This is a genomic window from Maritalea sp. (genome assembly GCF_051251695.1).
Taxonomy (GTDB): domain Bacteria; phylum Pseudomonadota; class Alphaproteobacteria; order Rhizobiales; family Devosiaceae; genus Maritalea.
The window spans coordinates 1-16,813 of sequence record NZ_JBPOEU010000018.1 but is presented as its reverse complement, the minus strand read 5'-3'; the positions used below and the strand labels follow the sequence as shown (position 1 = coordinate 16,813).

The 16,813-nt window shown below is 48.7% G+C and carries 12 protein-coding genes; 5 read left to right on the top strand and 7 right to left on the bottom strand.

Features of this window, described 5'->3' with window-relative positions:
• Positions 1-21: 21 nt before the first annotated feature.
• The 4 genes from ACSHWX_RS11950 (at position 22) to ACSHWX_RS11935 (ending at position 3,228) form a co-directional block, all read left to right on the top strand.
• On the top strand, positions 22-429 hold the full coding sequence (locus ACSHWX_RS11950) for a DUF1801 domain-containing protein (protein ID WP_435668455.1): 408 nt from the start codon (positions 22-24) through the stop codon (positions 427-429).
• Between the two features lie 54 nt (positions 430-483).
• Complete coding sequence (locus ACSHWX_RS11945) at positions 484-909, top strand: DUF1801 domain-containing protein (protein WP_435668454.1); 426 nt, start codon at positions 484-486, stop codon at positions 907-909.
• 10 nt (positions 910-919) lie between these two features.
• Positions 920-1,375, top strand: a complete 456-nt coding sequence (locus ACSHWX_RS11940) for an SRPBCC family protein (RefSeq protein ID WP_435668453.1) — start codon at positions 920-922, stop codon at positions 1,373-1,375.
• A gap of 377 nt (positions 1,376-1,752) precedes the next feature.
• The gene (locus ACSHWX_RS11935) at positions 1,753-3,228 is read left to right on the top strand and encodes an AMP nucleosidase (protein ID WP_435668452.1); all 1,476 of its coding nucleotides are present in this window, start codon (positions 1,753-1,755) and stop codon (positions 3,226-3,228) included.
• Positions 3,229-3,523: 295 nt separating this feature from the next.
• Here the strand turns inward: ACSHWX_RS11935 and ACSHWX_RS11930 are convergent, their stop codons facing one another.
• The 3 genes from ACSHWX_RS11930 to aspS all read right to left on the bottom strand — a co-directional run bounded on the left by ACSHWX_RS11930 (position 3,524) and on the right by aspS (position 9,708).
• A complete protein-coding gene (locus tag ACSHWX_RS11930) occupies positions 3,524-5,812 on the bottom strand; it encodes an NADP-dependent malic enzyme (RefSeq protein ID WP_435668451.1) in 2,289 nt (762 codons plus the stop codon).
• Positions 5,813-5,942: 130 nt separating this feature from the next.
• Positions 5,943-7,805: an EAL domain-containing protein gene (locus ACSHWX_RS11925; RefSeq protein WP_435668450.1), complete on the bottom strand. Its 1,863-nt coding sequence runs from the start codon at positions 7,803-7,805 to the stop codon at positions 5,943-5,945.
• Positions 7,806-7,935: 130 nt separating this feature from the next.
• Complete coding sequence (aspS, locus tag ACSHWX_RS11920; RefSeq protein ID WP_435668505.1) at positions 7,936-9,708, bottom strand: aspartate--tRNA ligase; 1,773 nt, start codon at positions 9,706-9,708, stop codon at positions 7,936-7,938.
• A gap of 216 nt (positions 9,709-9,924) precedes the next feature.
• Between aspS and rnd the strand changes: the two genes are divergently transcribed.
• Entirely contained in the window at positions 9,925-11,079 is a 1,155-nt protein-coding gene (gene rnd / locus ACSHWX_RS11915) for a ribonuclease D (protein ID WP_435668449.1), read from the top strand.
• Here the strand turns inward: rnd and ACSHWX_RS11910 are convergent.
• The 4 genes from ACSHWX_RS11910 to ACSHWX_RS11895 all read right to left on the bottom strand — a co-directional run.
• The gene (locus tag ACSHWX_RS11910) at positions 11,076-12,626 is read right to left on the bottom strand and encodes a Ppx/GppA phosphatase family protein (RefSeq protein WP_435668448.1); all 1,551 of its coding nucleotides are present in this window, start codon (positions 12,624-12,626) and stop codon (positions 11,076-11,078) included. The genes rnd and ACSHWX_RS11910 overlap by 4 nt on opposite strands.
• Entirely contained in the window at positions 12,623-14,791 is a 2,169-nt protein-coding gene (locus ACSHWX_RS11905; RefSeq protein WP_435668447.1) for an RNA degradosome polyphosphate kinase, read from the bottom strand. The genes ACSHWX_RS11910 and ACSHWX_RS11905 overlap by 4 nt, the downstream gene beginning before the upstream one ends.
• Before the next feature lie 99 nt (positions 14,792-14,890).
• Positions 14,891-15,574, bottom strand: a complete 684-nt coding sequence (locus tag ACSHWX_RS11900; RefSeq protein ID WP_435668446.1) for a hypothetical protein — start codon at positions 15,572-15,574, stop codon at positions 14,891-14,893.
• A gap of 3 nt (positions 15,575-15,577) precedes the next feature.
• Positions 15,578-16,813, bottom strand: a 1,236-nt coding sequence (locus ACSHWX_RS11895) for an AI-2E family transporter (protein WP_435668445.1), incomplete at its 5' end; no start/stop codon positions are given.

The following is a 16,813-nucleotide window of genomic DNA, read 5'->3' as shown; positions in this document are numbered from 1 at the left end:
GAATGTGATGACATCTCTATTATGACAGAACAAACCACTCCAGAGGAATTCCTCACTACAATTGAAGATGAGACGCGTCGGGCAGATTGCACCAAAATCCACCAAATGATGTCCACCATCTCCGGTTGGGAAGCAAAGATGTGGGGACCTTGCCTCATCGGATATTCAAGCTACAAATACAAATATCCAAGCGGTCATTCCGGTGAAACATTTCGCATTGGATTTGCCAATCGGAAGGCTCAAATAACGTTGCATGTCCTATGGTATCCAGACAAAAAAGATCCGCTTCTCGCCCAATTGGGTAAGCATAAGGTTGGCAAAGGTTGTCTATATATCAAACGCTTAAGTGATGTAGATGAATCAATTCTTGAAGCCATCATTTCCCGCGCGGTGACAGAGTTTGGCAACCGGCACGAGGTCACTGAATAGGCGCCCTAGCCAGCGTGCCAACAGATATGTTTTGATGCGTTCGGAGGGGCCAAAATGACAAAAAATCAGAACAAAACACTCGAAACAAGCGCTGACGTTGACGCGTATCTTTTGCAAATTGAAGACGAAACAAAGCGCCTTGATTGCCTTAAAATCAAAGAAATGATGGAACGTATTGTCGGCGCACCGGCCAAAATGTGGGGCACCTCGATTATTGGGTTTGGCACTTATCATTACAAATATGAAAGTGGTCGCGAAGGCGACTTCATGCGTTCAGGATTTGCAGCGAGAAAAGCAAACATAGTATTGTACATCATGAGTGGATTTTCAGATTATGATGAACTCCTTGAAAAAATAGGCAAATACAAAACCGGCAAAAGTTGTCTATACATCAAGCGCCTAAGCGACATTGATGAATCAATATTAGAAGAAATGGTGACCAAATCCGTACAGTTTATGGCCCAAAAGTACCCAGAGTAGGAATATTGGAATGCCCAGCTTAACCGTTTCACAGCAGTTCATGTCGGATCAACAAACCGCTTTTAATGTGATTTCTGACTTCCCCAATGCTGCGAACTATATCGATGGCATTCTTAAAGTCGAAATGCTGACCGACGGTCCAGTTGCCGTAGGCTCCCGCGTGCGAGAAACACGCATCATGATGGGCCGCGAAGCAACTGAAGAGATGGAAGTGACGCAAATGGATGCGCCAGACACTTTCGTTGTGAAGGCCTTCAGCCGTGGCACAGAATATATCACCACGTACACACTTGAACCCGCAGGCGATTACACAAAGGTTACGCTGCATTTCAGGGCCACTCCAAAAACCTTCATGTCAAAGGTGATGGCTGCCGTATTCTCTAGAATGATGCCCACGATTGCAGATTTAATGCAAAAAGACCTCATTCAGGCAAGCATCGAGGCTGAACGTCGAGCCACCGCTTAACCACCGCAAATACTTGTCTGCGATGGCTAAACAAAAATGCAGGCGCATGTGAATGCACCAGCCATTGGGAAGTCAAAATTTGTGGGAGGTCAAGATTTGGGTCGCCGCTAGACATGGTTGAGGGCTGCAAAGGGGACATATCCAGCGGCGACCATCGTGATCAGCAAAGGGCATTGCCGACCACTTGAATTAAATATGGGTCACCAAACTCATCTTTAAAGAGGCGTCACATTCTTGTGATCAAAAAACTTGCGGCTCGAATTCAAAAAACTTCCACGAGGAAATAAAGACAAGTCTGAATTCTAACGCTATGATTTTGAAACCGTGCTGCCGCACCACCTCGCGGATCAGATATTTAGAACAATAATGGAGATCAAATGGAAATAGTTCGCCCCACCCCATTGGACAAGAAATCATTCACCGACCCCGTCAAGGCGCGGGATTATGTGGCAAAGATTTATGACCGGAACACGCAGTTTATTCGTGACGCAGTGCGCGAACTTTCAAACGGCAAACCTCCGGGGGGGCGTATTCGTGCCACATATCCTCAAGCGAGCGTGAGATCACATAGCTACCAAAAAGTAGATTCCCATCTGCCCTATGGCTTTCTTCACTCGCCGGGCATCTATCAAACAACCATTACAGAACCCGAATTGTTCAAGCATTATTTGACTGAACAATTCTCACAATTGCTGAAAAATCACGATTGCGAAATTCAAATCAGCGAATCTGAAACCCCAATTCCGGTTCACTTCGCCCTAGACCCAACCACCACATTGGATGGCGACGCCATTCATGCATTGGGTATTCCATTGCGGGACATGTTCGATGTGCCAGATTTGGCCCATACGGACGATGAAATCGCCAACGGCACCTTCATCCCACCAAAGGGCGGCCCCTACCCGCTAGCTGCCTTTACTGCGCCGCGTGTGGACTATTCGTTGCATCGTTTGTCCCATTACACAGCCACCAAGCCAGAGCACTTCCAAAACTTCGTGCTGTTCACCAACTACAGTTTCTATATCGAGGAATTCTGTCGTCTTGCACACAAATGGATGGACGAAGGCCACCCCGATTATCACGCGTTCGTCGAACCGGGAAACATGATAACCCACAATGTAAATGCCAACGGCGAGTCTACTGGCGAAAAACCTCCGCGTGAGCCGCAAATGCCAGCCTACCATCTAAAGGCCAAGCATGGGTCCGGCATCACCATGGTCAACATAGGCGTCGGCCCATCAAACGCTAAAACCATCACCGACCATATTGCGGTGCTGCGCCCTCACGCTTGGACGATGTTGGGCCATTGCGCAGGCTTGCGGAATTCTCAAAACCTTGGCGATTATGTGCTGGCGCACGCCTATGTGCGAGAAGATCACGTTCTGGATGATGATCTGCCCATTTCAGTGCCAATACCAGCCCTTGCAGAAGTTCAAGTAGCGCTGGAGCAAGCAGTGGGTGAAATCACCCAACTTACCGGAGTGGACAAGAAACGTATTATGCGGACCGGTACCGTGGCGACATTTGACAATAGAAATTGGGAATTACGTGATCAAAACGAAATCGCCCAGCGGCTTTCCCAATCCCGCGCGATCGCTCTAGACATGGAAAGTGCTACGATTGCCGCCAACGGTTTCCGCTTCCGGGTGCCCTATGGCACCTTGCTCTGCGTGTCGGACAAACCATTGCACGGCGAACTCAAATTACCAGGCATGGCCAGCGATTTCTATCGCACGCAAGTTAGCAAACACCTTGAAATCGGCATAAGGGCAATGGAAATTTTACGCCAACGCCCAGCTCATTCGATCCATTCACGTAAACTCAGATCGTTCGCAGAAACTGCATTTCAATAAAGATATTGAGGAACACGCTCCATGATTTATTTAAGCGCAATTCGAAAAATAGTGGGTGCAACGCTCATAGCAATCATGGCGTCAGTTACCATCGCCCAGGCCAATGATGGAGTTGTTGGCGAGGCGTTGATATCGTATTTACCTATACAATAACCACAGTCGAAAACCTTACGACCCAGTTCATAACTTGGACGTTGGCTAGCGATTTCTCCGACGAGCAAATTGAACAACACAACAATTTTCTCGACTTGTTCGAAGTCGATCTGACAACGAAATAAATCAAGAAAAGCGGACGTTATTCAGCGTCCGCTGCCACTGCTTCTGAAACAGCAACCGCTGTCATATTAACAATGCCCCGGCTGGTAACAGATGGTGAAAGAATGTGCGCAGGCTTTGCGGTTCCCATTAGAATTGGGCCCACAGAAAGCGCGTCGTTCAACTCTTTAACCAAAGTCATTGAAAGGTTAGCCGCATCAAGGTTCGGGAACAATAAAAGGTTGGCTTCGCCTTCCAATTCACCTTTCCCGATATAGCGTTCACGCAACATTTGGCTAAGCGCCAAATCACCTTGCATTTCGCCTTCTACAATCATCTCTGGCGCAGCAGCTTTCAATTTTTGATAGGTCTGACGCATCTTATGTGACGAATCGCCGTCTCGTGACCCAAAGTTAGAATAGCTCAACAACGCGGCTTTTGCCTGAATGTTGAATCGTTTCAAGTGCTCCTGCGCTTGAAGAGCGATTTCAACCAACTCCTCAGGGCTCGGGTCCATTGTCACATAGGTATCTGCGAAAAAGAATACGCCACGACGCATGATCAGCATCGACAGCGCAGAAACATCGGTCGCGCCTTCAACCATGCCAATGATCGATTTAATGTCGCGTACGTGCTTAATATATCGGCCTTGCAGACCGCAAACCAAGGCGTCGGCGTCACCACGTTTCACGGCTAATGCGCCGATAACCGTTGTGTTGGTCCGCACAATGGTACGGGCCGTATCCGGTGTCACACCTGATCGACCAACAAGGGAATGGAACAAATCAACATAGTCGCGATAACGAGGGTCATCTTCTGGGTTGATCACCTCGAAATCCTTGCCGACCTCCAAGTTCAAGCCAAATTTCTCAATGCGGCTTTCAATCACACCCGGACGGCCAATAAGAATCGGCTTAGCAATGCCATCTTCCAAAACCACTTGCGCAGCGCGCAACACGCGCTCGTCTTCGCCATCAGCAAAAACAACACGTTTAGGATTGGATCGCGCCAAATCGATGATTGGCTTCATCACCATGCCGGACCGGAATACGAAACGGTTCAAAGTGTCATGATAAATGCCAAAATCTTTGATTGGCCGCGTCGCTACACCACTATCCATCGCGGCTTTCGCGACTGCAGGCGCAATGCGCAAAATCAAACGTTGGTCAAACGGGTTAGGAATAAGATATTCGGGGCCAAAAGTTGAGCCAGCATCCGCTGTTGAAGCTTCCAAGGCCGGTTCATGCGCCAATTTCGCGATGGCGTGAACCGCAGCCATCTTCATTTCTTCATTGATTGCTGTTGCGCCCACATCAAGCGCTCCACGGAACATGAAGGGGAAACAAAGGACGTTGTTCACTTGATTTGGATAATCTGAACGCCCCGTGCAGACCATCGCATCAGGTCGGGCTTCTTTCGCCAATTCAGGCATAATCTCAGGTGTCGGATTAGCCAGTGCCATTATCAACGGATTTGCTGCCATCTTCTTCAGTAGTTCTGGCTTCAATACGCCAGCAGCGCTCAATCCGATAAAAACATCTGCATCATCCATGACCTCTGCCATAGCGGTTTTATCGGTATCTTGGGCAAATGCAGCCCGCCAACGATCCATAGAATTCAGGCGCTGCTTGGTGACCAAACCATCACGATCCGCAACCCAAATATTCTCGCGTTTGGCACCAAGGCTGATCAGCAGGTTCAAACAAGCAATAGCCGCGGCCCCTGCTCCAGACGTCACAATTTTAACGTCCTCAACGCTCTTCTTGGCCAACCGCAAACCATTTATCACCGCAGCCGCAACAATAATCGCAGTACCATGCTGGTCATCATGAAATACGGGTATCTGCATGCGCTCGCGCAATGCTTCTTCGACTTCAAAACACTCAGGGGCTTTGATGTCTTCCAAGTTGATCCCGCCAAATGTCGGTTCTAGCGGCGCAATCACCTCAACCAATTTTTGCGGATCATTCTCGTCAATTTCGATATCAAAAACGTCAATTCCGGCGAACTTCTTGAAAAGAACCGCCTTGCCTTCCATCACCGGTTTCGACGCTAAAGCACCAATCGCACCAAGGCCCAAAACGGCAGTACCATTTGAAATAACCCCAACAAGGTTTCCCCGTGAAGTATAGTCTGAAACCAAATGTGGGTTCTCGGCAATTTCCTCGCAAGGTGCAGCAACGCCGGGAGAATAAGCAAGAGCTAGATCACGCTGGTTGCCCAAAGGCTTGGTGGGGCGAATTTCAAGTTTGCCCGGTTTCGGGTACTTGTGAAAATGTAGCGCCGCCTCGCGCATAGAACTCTGGGTTTCGCGTGGATCTTGCGTCATCGGCTTACCTCTTTAAATTGCTATTCTGGTCTGCCACTAAACCGAAGAAAAGAAAAGCACCAGATTTGCTTTGCCGTGTATTTTCGGTAGTAAATCACATCCGACATATCTTGTGAAACTGGTCAGCTGCTTAAACGGCGAATTTATCTTTATTTCCTTCGTTGAGTTCCGATTCAGCAATGTCGACAAGACTTATACCTTCTTGGATATCAACTTTTTTCACAGCAATTTTTTCAGGTTTTGTTTCTGCGCGCTTTTCTTCTGTGGCCCCGGTTCCTTCAAGCCCGGCATCTTCAGCGGTATCGGAGGCCTTGGCGTCTTCTGCGTCTGGTGCGGAATCGTTTGCTCGAGAAGCCTGATCAAGCTGATCATCATCTTCAAAATTCACGAGATCATCGATCTGCTCATCTTTGGGTGGCTCCTCAAGATGGTCGCGCCCCTCATTCATCCGCTCAGCGAGAGCAAGATATGCGTCGATTGGCAACGCTGGCGCGAACAAAAAGCCTTGCGCCTGGCGGATGCCTTTTTTGCGCAAATACAATGCCTGCTCTTCTGTTTCCACACCCTCTGCAATAATCTCAGTACCCAGTTCAAACGCCATACCAATAAGCGCATCAACCACGGGCACAGGTTGATTGCGGTGCTTGATCAATTCCACGAACACCCGGTCGATTTTAACGATATCGATCCCCAGCTTTTGAATATAAGCCAAGTTGGAATGACCGGTTCCCGCATCATCAAGCGCAACTTTCGCACCCAAATCGCGCAAGGCGTGAATAATCGCGTTCACACCAGCTATATCTGAAAGAGGTTGTCTTTCGGTGATTTCAAACACGAGCTGGCTATAGCGAATGTTTGTCGCCCCAAATATCGACTGAACATCTTCAACGATTGAGCCGTCGCGGAAATGGCGTTCAAATAGATTGATGCCAATTTTGAGGTGAGGATAACGATCACACAAATCTTCCAAATCATCGCGAACCTGCTCCATCATCGAAAGCGTCATGGGAATGGCCAAGCCACTCAATTCCGCATATTCAATAAATGCTCCCGGCGATATAATTTCCCCGTTTGGCTTTTCCCATCGAATAAGCACCTCGCAACCAGCGATTTGCCCGGTTTGCAAGTCAATTACAGGCTGATAACGCGGCCGCAGCTCACCATCGTTAATGGCGCGTTCCAAGTCAAAGGTCGGCACTTGAGAGCGTCGAACATATTGAACACAAAGCCACAAGAACACGCAGCTAGCCAAACTGGCCACAACCGTAAATCCAATATTTAGATCGGCGTATTCGGCGGCGATTATGTCAACTGGGACCGCAGCAGAAACCGAGATAGGCACATTTTGAGCCATTTGCTCCACATACAGAAAATTCTCGTCTGGGTGCGGGTCATCAAAGAAACGAAGAGGATCACCAAATTCATGGATGGCAAGACCACTCGACAATGTGAAGCGAGTCATGATCGCCTTTTCGACACCACCATGAACGGGGTCGAGCATATGAGCATTTATGGGTACAAATGCCGAAATTTCCTTGCCAGGCCGAACGCGCAGAGAAACCTTAAGCAACGGAATTTCGCTACCATCCATCCGAACCACAGTCATTTCCTGCGGCCCACCGGGCATGCCCATTGTGGGAGTAATCGCTATATAGTTGAATTCGTCACCATAAAGCGCACATTGCAACCCGCCATCAGTCGTATTGACGATCAATTGTCGCAAAATATGGTTGTTATGCATTTCAACCGCAGCTGCGCGATAAAATGTCGGTGTACACAATGAAGGGCTGTTGTTTGTTAGGCTCTTAAGCGTGTTCGTAGCGGATTCGACAGAAAGCTGAGTGTCTTCAACAATCGAATTTACATCCATCTTAAGTTCATGAATGCCGCGCATGCGAACATAAGAATCAAGCAGATAATCCACAGAGATGACCGGCGCGAAAGCAAGTATCGCGCTAAAGAACATCAATACATGAGATATTCGAGATTTCAACTTTGCCACACATCAACGATTTATCTTCGTTTTCTTGTAGCGAAGGAGGATTAACACCGAATTAACCAAAAACGGCACCACGATATGAACCGGGCGCCGTCTTTATTTAATTTCAATATGTTAGCGAGATTTACTCAGTCGGCAGATTCAGTCGAATGCTTAATTCTCGCAACTGACGAGCAGATACGTCAGATGGCGCGCCCATCAACAAGTCTTCCGCTTGCTGATTCATGGGGAATGCCGTGACTTCACGAAGGTTCTCTTCGCCACACAACAACATCACAATCCTATCGATTCCCGGTGCAATTCCGCCATGCGGCGGAGCGCCGAATTCCATCGCGCGAAGCATGCCGCCAAATTTCTCATAAAGAATGCTCTCGTCATAACCGGCGAGATCAAATGCCTTCTTCATGATTTCTGGACGGTGATTCCGGATAGCGCCAGAGCTCAACTCAAATCCGTTACACACAATGTCATACTGGTATGCATTGATCGTCAATGGATCTTGGTTTTCCAGTGCTTCAAGGCCACCTTGCGGCATGGAGAATGGGTTGTGCGAAAAGTCGACGCGCTTTTCGTCTTCATTCCACTCAAACATGGGGAAATCGACAATCCAACAAAGATCGAAGCGATCCTCATCGATCAATTTCAAATCTGTTCCGACTTTGGTGCGCGCTGCGCCCGCAAAGCTAACAAACTTGGATGGCACGCCACAGGCAAAGAACACAGCGTCGCCGTCTTTAAGGCCAAGTTGATCCCGCATGGCCAAAGTACGTTCTGGACCAATATTCTTAGCAATAGGGCCTGCGCCCTCACCGTCTCTAAAGAAGATATAGCCAAGACCAGGTTGCCCTTCGCCTTGCGCCCATTTGTTCATCCGGTCACAAAACGCGCGTGAACCGCCAGTTGGTGCTGGAATAGCCCAAACTTCAACTTTAGGATCGTTAGCAATCTGATTGGCAAAAACGCCAAAGCCAGAACCGGCAAAATGTTCGGTAACGCTTTCCATTTCGATTGGGTTACGCAAGTCAGGCTTGTCGTTACCGTATTTGCGCATTGATTCTGCGTAGGGAATGCGCGGGAAAGTTTGGGTAACAGATTTACCTTTACCAAATTTCTCAAACACACCGCGCAATACAGGTTCAATCGCTTGGAACACATCTTCTTGCTCAACAAAGCTCATCTCAATATCGAGTTGATAGAACTCACCAGGTGATCGGTCAGCCCGTGCATCTTCATCGCGGAAACAAGGGGCGATTTGGAAATAACGGTCAAAACCTGAAATCATCAGCAACTGTTTGAACTGCTGCGGTGCCTGTGGCAGCGCATAGAACTTACCGGGGTGCGTACGAGACGGCACCAAGAAATCTCTTGCGCCCTCAGGGCTAGACGCCGTCAAAATCGGCGTCTGGTATTCCATAAAGCCTTGATCTGTCATCGTCGAACGCAAATGCGAGATGATTTTTGAGCGCATCACGATATTGTTGTGAATACGTTCGCGACGCAAATCCAAGAAACGGTGTTTAAGGCGGATATCCTCAGGATATTCTTGATCTCCGAACACAGGCATTGGTAGCTCTTTTGAAGCGCCAAGAACCTCTACTTCCCGGATGAATACTTCCACGTCACCAGTCGGCAAATCAGCATTTGCTGTGCCGTCTCTACGCTCTTTGACTTCACCATCAAGACGCACAACAAATTCGGAGCGTAAAGTCTCGGCCAATCCGAATGCATCAGAATCAGGATCGACAACACATTGTGTCATTCCGTAGTGATCGCGAAGGTCAATAAACAGAACTCCACCATGATCTCGAACACGGTGAACCCAGCCTGAAAGGCGAACAGTGTCACCAACATGGGTTTTACGCAGGTCTGCGCATGTATGGCTACGATAGCGGTGCATTTTATACCAATCCCGGTCATCCGTTTTGGAAATTTTGCGCGGAAAAGCGCATGCCGTGCGCCGTTTGTCAAGCACAGTCGCCCAAGAACATGGATCATCGTTGTGATGATCGCACATCAAGGCTTGCAACTTTGCTCAAAAACCGCACACTAGCTTGTCACTCATTACCCCAAAAACAAGACCGTTTCAAACGTCGATCTGGATAAAAAGAACAATATGAAAATCATCACGTCCACAAAGGACTTGGCAGACTTCTGCAATGCAGCAAAAACCTTTGACTTTGTTACTGTCGATACAGAGTTTTTGCGCGAAACAACCTACTGGCCAATTCTATGTTTGGTTCAAATGGCAACACCAGAAGATGCGGTCATTGTTGACCCGATGGCTGACAATATTGACCTGTCGCCGATGTTTGAATTGTTCCAAGATAAATCAGTCGTAAAAGTATTCCACGCCGCTAAGCAAGACATCGAGATATTTGTAAAACTTTCCGGCGAAGCACCCCAACCAGTGTTTGATAGCCAAGTTGCAGCGGCCGTTTGTGGGTTTGGCGACAGTGTTTCTTACGATAATTTGGTGCGCCAAATCACCGGCACGCAACTCGACAAAAGTTCACGGTTTACCAATTGGTCACACCGCCCGCTAACTGACAAACAACTCACCTATGCAATTGGCGACGTTACCCATCTGCGCGATTGTTATCTCCATATTTTGGACTTGTTGGACAAAAAGCAACGTCACGCCTGGATTGAAGATGAACTTAACGCGTTGATGGATAAGCATAAATATCTTGTGCAGCCTGAGGACGCGTGGAAGCGACTAAAGATGAAAGTCAATCGGCCCCGCGATTTGGCGATGATGAAAAGACTAGCTGCATGGCGTGAAACCAAAGCGCAGCAGCAAGACGTGCCTCGCGGTCGGGTGGTCAAAGACGACGCCGTTTACGAATTGGCGCAACAACAACCCACCTCGGCTAAAGCCTTTGACCGACTGCGGTCTTTTTCTAAGGGATTTGGGCGCTCATCATCCGCAGAAGAAATCATCAAGATCGTCACTGAAGTGCAGTCCATCGATAAGGACGATTTGCCCAGTGTGCCACGCAAGCCAAATGGACCATCACCTAAAGGTGCGATCGGCGATTTACTTCGTGTTTTGCTCAAAGCGGTAAGTGAAGGTGAAGGCGTCGCGCCCCGCATCATTGCAAGCAGCGACGATATCGATTCCATCGTTTTGGATGATGAAGCAGATGTGCGTGCGCTTTCAGGATGGCGCCGGAATGTTTTCGGCGACAAAGCACTCGCCATAAAGCACGGAAAAATGGCGTTGGGCGCCACCCCAGAGGGCATAGTCCCGATCGAAATTGACCTTTAGGCCGTTTTCGCAGTGAGTATTTTGGCTTCGACACCCATAAAAGCGGCCAACTGATTGAGGCGGCGGATCGTTTTTTCCGCCGCTAAAACTTCCATACCGTCTGGAAGTATCAAATGCAGCTCTTCGTCTTCCATGCGCCATTCCATTGTTGGCAGCACATTGGGTAAAGCTGCCGACAACAAATATGCCACCCGAAACAGCGCACCTAGCAAATCAGCGTGTTCTGCATATTTGGGCGTGCAGAGCTCAAATATCTCATCGTCAATATGTTTGCGCTTCAAACCCATATATCGAACGGCCAACGTACGGGCCAAATGGGCACGGCCTAAATGGTCAACACCAACAAATGAGCCAAACACAACCGCATCAACGGCTTGCGCGCCGCGATAATCAGCATGGCCTCGCCACGAAATGTCCGAAAGATAGCAGGCAGCTTCACGCAACTGCGTTTGTGTCCTGTTTTCTTTTTTGCCCACCGCCTCAAAAAACTGACTGGTAAATTTGATCAAGTCCTGCGCATGTTGGGGCGAACGCGACCTCAAGATTGATAGATCCTCACAAGACTGTATGAGCGGATCAATCTTTTGTTCCGCACCATCGAGCTGGCCAAACAAATAACCCTCACGAACGCCCAAAGCGGAAAACTTCACCGATGAGAACTTGCCTAACTCCAACACAGCTTGAAGGGCAGCAGCACCAAAAGAAAGCAATTCTTTCCGGTTAGAAGAAAGGCCTTGGACAGATGAAATTGCTTCATTCTTGTCCGCCAACTCAATGATTTTTTTGCACAATTCAATGATGCTATCTGCATCAACCCGATAGCCCTGTATCATCGACAATGGATAATCATTTTCCTGCTGATGCACCTTGGCGAGCGCCCGCCAAGTGCCACCAATGGCTACGAATTCGGGTCCATGTTGTTCTTCGAGTAAAGCCGATTGCTTGAGACGTTCACAAGCAAGTTTGTAGGCTTTAACGGGAGAGCCATCGCTGTCCTCTTGCAGGCGAATGGCCCCCAAGGGGTGGGTTTCGCCGCTTATTGGCGCTTCCCCGTCCACGATGGCCAGCTCTAGACTACCGCCACCGAAATCACCCAACATGCCGGTTTGGCGTGGCATACCTGCGATTGTGCCCAGGGCTGCAAAATGAGCTTCTTCTTCGCCGGAAAGTATGCGCACAGATGCGCCCATTATTTCCTCAACGGCTTCAATAAACATCGCACCATTGCTGGCGTCCCGCGTCGCAGCGGTTGCCAGAATGTGCAACGCCCCCACTTTGCTGAGTTCGCACACCAGTGCAAATCGGCGCATGGCAATCAAAGCGCGATCAACATTCTCCTGCGCAAGTGCGCCGGTTTCGCCAATGCCGCGCCCTAGCCCACAGGCAACTTTTTCGTTGTAAATTGGCGTAAGAGCACGAACATGTCGCTCGTAAATCACCAAACGGACCGAGTTTGAACCCACATCAAGCACAGCAATTGGTTTGCCGTCTGAAATTCGCCCCTGCGCCGCCGGTGTTTTTAGCGACTTAACAAATGATTTGATCAATCATCTTCCTCATCAACATGCCCGTCTGTCACAGACGCACTACCACGACCAGATAGGCTCGGATTGGTCATGAAATAATTGTGTGCGTTGAACACAACCTCATCCTCTTGTGGCTCGATTCGGCGCGAAGTGCCATCCGGCAGCACTTCCCAACTTTGTTGATTATCATTGATATTGGCGACCATTATTCGGTCAAGTACCTGTTTATGCACCGTTTTGTTGTATAACGGCACCAGCACTTCCACACGACCATCAAGATTGCGGGGCATTAAGTCTGCTGACGAAATGTAAACAGCCGCCTTGCGCGACGGCAATTCGTGGCCCTGTCCAAAACAGTATATGCGTGAATGTTCCAGAAAACGTCCAACGATGCTCTTCACTCGAATATTGTCTGAAAAGCCTGGGATACCGGGCCGTAGGCAGCAAATACCGCGTACAACCAGATCGATTTGAACCCCTGCCTGAGATGCCAAGTAAAGCGCATCAATAATTTGTGGATCCACCAGAGAGTTCATCTTGAACCAAATATTGGCAGGCTCCCCTGCCTTGGCATGTTCAATTTCTTGTTCGATATGTTGAAGCAATTTGGTGCGCAAAAACATGGGCGAAACAGAAATGCAATCAAGCGCTGTGGGGCGAGCATAACCAGTGATAAAGTTGAACACCCGCGCAACTTCACGCGTGATTGTTTGATCCGACGTGAAATAGCTCAAATCTGTGTAAATCTTGGCCGTAATTGGGTGATAATTGCCGGTGCCAATGTGGCAATATGAAACCAATTTGCCCTTTTTCTCCCGTCGAACAACTTGGCTGAGTTTCGCGTGGGTCTTCCACTCAATAAATCCAAACACCACCTGTACGCCTGCACGTTCTAAATCACGCGCCCAACGAATGTTCGCTTCTTCATCAAAGCGGGCTTTGAGTTCAACAAGCGCGGTCACGGACTTGCCCGCCTCTGCCGCTTGAATGAGCGCCTTAACAATTGGGGAATTGTTGGATGTACGATAAAGCGTCTGTTTGATGGCCACCACATCAGGGTCGCTTGCCGCCTGCATCAAAAATTGAGCAACAATATCAAAGCTTTCGTAAGGGTGGTGGACCACAATATCTTTTTGCTTGATCGCAGCAAAACAATCACCCGAATGATCCCGTACCCGCTCAGGAAAACGCGCATTGAAAGGCTTGAACTTGAGGTCTGGACGATCAACATCGCAAATATTTGAAGCATCGGCCAGTGCCAAGAACCCTTCAACTTCGAACGTGTCTTCTTGACCTACATGCAATTCCTCAGCAATGCGCTTACGCAATTTGCGCGGCATCGACCGTTGGATTTCCAAACGGATCACTTGCCCGCGTCGACGCTGCCGCAACGCCGATTCAAATTCCACAACAAGGTCTTCCGCCTCGTCATCAATTTCCATTTCGCTATCACGAATAACCCGGAACGCGCCTGAACCGATTACTTCATAACCGGGAAACAAACTCTCAAAAAACAGATTGATGAGGGTTTCGATGGTCACCATCTCAATGCGTTTGCCGCTGGTTAATTCTTCTGGCAAATGCACGAATCGACTAACATTGTTCGGCACGCGAACAAGTGCAGTTAGTGAGTCATCCTCACCGGGCCGTTGAAGTTCAAAAGCAAGGGAAAAACCCAAATTGGGAATAAAGGGGAACGGATGTGCGGGATCAACCGCCATCGGCGTCAGAACCGGAAAAATCTCTTCCTTGAACATTTGCTCCAAATACTCAATCTGTTCTGAAGAAAGTTCGTCGGTATTGTGCAAGACAATATTCTCGCCTTCAAGCGCCTCGCGAATATCTTGCCAATTGTCCTGCTGTTCGAGATGTAGATGCTGCGCTAGTGCCGTTATTTCATCCAATTGTTCACCGGCCGTCATGCCGTCTGCACTAAGACGGGTGACCCCTGCCCGTAATTGCCCCTTCAATCCGGCAACACGCACCATGAAAAACTCGTCTAAATTGCTCGCTGAAATCGAGACGAACCGCAAACGTTCCAATAGTGGATGGGCAAGATTGCCCGCCTCTTCCAGAACCCGCATGTTAAACTGCAGCCAAGATACTTCTCTATTGACGAAGCGCGCTGGACTTTCCCAAAGAGAACTGGCCTCTGGTGCTAATTGCTCTGGTGCGACATTGTCCATTTTATTGCCTCAAGTTGGCGCTCTTACAGCGCAAAATATCATGTAATCCATACCTTTAGATCAGGTTTATGGCAGTTAAGTTACAGTGGGCCCAATCACTCACTCTTTCGCAAGCTGCTCCATGGCCTCTGCCGCCACGCGCTTGGTGATCGCCTTGCCGCGCGAAAGCGCCAATTCGTCCATCTTTTGAACAAGGGCAACGACATTGGCAGGCGAACGTTCCATCCGTGGCATCACATAGCTTATCAACGACGGATCGACTTGCACTTGACGGTCATCAAATAGCTTCACAAATAAATGCATTAGATGCGCATCATCCAAAGCCGCTATTTCGACCGAATGGGCCAGCCGAAGGCGCGACCGCACATCATCCGTTTGCAAATCCCATTCATTGGGATGTTTTGCGGCCGTAAGCACAACCCGAAAATCTGAGCGCATGGCTTGGTTCAAAAGATTGAAAAGCGACACCTCACCCATCCATAATAGATCAGCATTTTCGACCAACAAATCGGTTTCCAAATATTCAGGCCATTCATCGCCTTTCGATAGGCGACGAGCATCCATATGTTTTGCCCAAATACCGGCGAGATGCGTTTTGCCTGACTTCGCAGACCCGTACAAAATGGAAACCTGAGCTGGCCAATCATTAGTCACCAACAAATGGTCATATGCCTGCTTGTTACCAGCCCCAACAACAAAGTCCGCTTCGCCCATCGCCGTTTCTACCGGCAAATCAAGGACCAACTGTTGTGTCGTATTTGGTTTGTTGATGTCGTTTGCCATGCGCTAGTTGGGTGAGCCTTCTTCTGGCTCCGTCAGCTCTTTTATTTTGCTCTCGGGCACATCAGCAATTGGCTCATAAAGTGGGCTTTCCAAATATTTCTTAACGGCAAAGCGTCCCAAAACACCAGCAATGGCAGCCATTGGCACCGCAAGCAGCACACCAACTGCGCCAAAAAGCGACGCAAATGCGAACAATGCAAACATCAGCCACACGGCGTGAACACCAATAGAGCGCCCCACAAGTTTGGGATAAAGGATATTGCCTTCAATAAACTGGCCGACCATGAAGATACCGAAAACAAGGCTCACCATAAACCAATCCGGCCAGAACTGAACAATGGCAACGCCCATCGAAAGCAAGAAACCCACCACAAACCCAACGTAAGGGATAAAACTAAAGAACCCGGCCGCAAGGCCAATCGCTAGGCCAAAGTTTAAGCCCACAAGCGTTAGCGACGTTGCGTAAAATGCCGCGAGAATAAGCACAACAGAACTTTGCCCGCGAATAAAACCAGCCATGGCCTTATCGATGTCTTGGAAGACTTCTCGTATTTCAGTTCTGTGCGAACGAGGCAAAAGCTCATCAACGCGCTTAACCGTCGTATCCCAATCCAGCAATAAATAGAAAGCAACAACCGGCGTCACAATCATCAGACCAAGAGCATTGAGCAATGTAAGGCTGCTTTGCGCCACCCGCGTAGAGATATCAACAAGAAACCCTACACTTTGATTTAAGAGTTGATTGAGCCACTTTTCGAACTCAGCTGCCCGTTCGACGCCAAGGCGTTCGCCAATCTGTTCATAAAATGTTGGTGCATATTGGGTGGCATATGTCTGCAATTGCAAAATATAGCCCGGCAGTTTTTCAATCAACCCGATCATTTGCTGCACCAAAGGCGGCACGATGAACAAGAACAGGCCGACAAACAAAGCCACGGCGACCACCAAAATGGTCAATGTTGCCCAAAACCGCGAGAATTTGATCTTCTCCAAAAGGTCAGCAACGGGGTCGAGCAAATAGGCAAGAATCATCCCGGCGATGAACGGCAAAAGAATGCCGCGAAATACCCACATGAATAAAATGAACAGGGCGAGCATTAAAACCCACGCTTTAATCTGATTTTGCAGTGTCATATCGGGCTCCGCCTCTTGCGTGAATACGCTCAAACCTTTATCAGCGCTGATATCGCTTTGAATGCGGATATTCAACCAGATATGGCTGACCGCATCAACATTTTC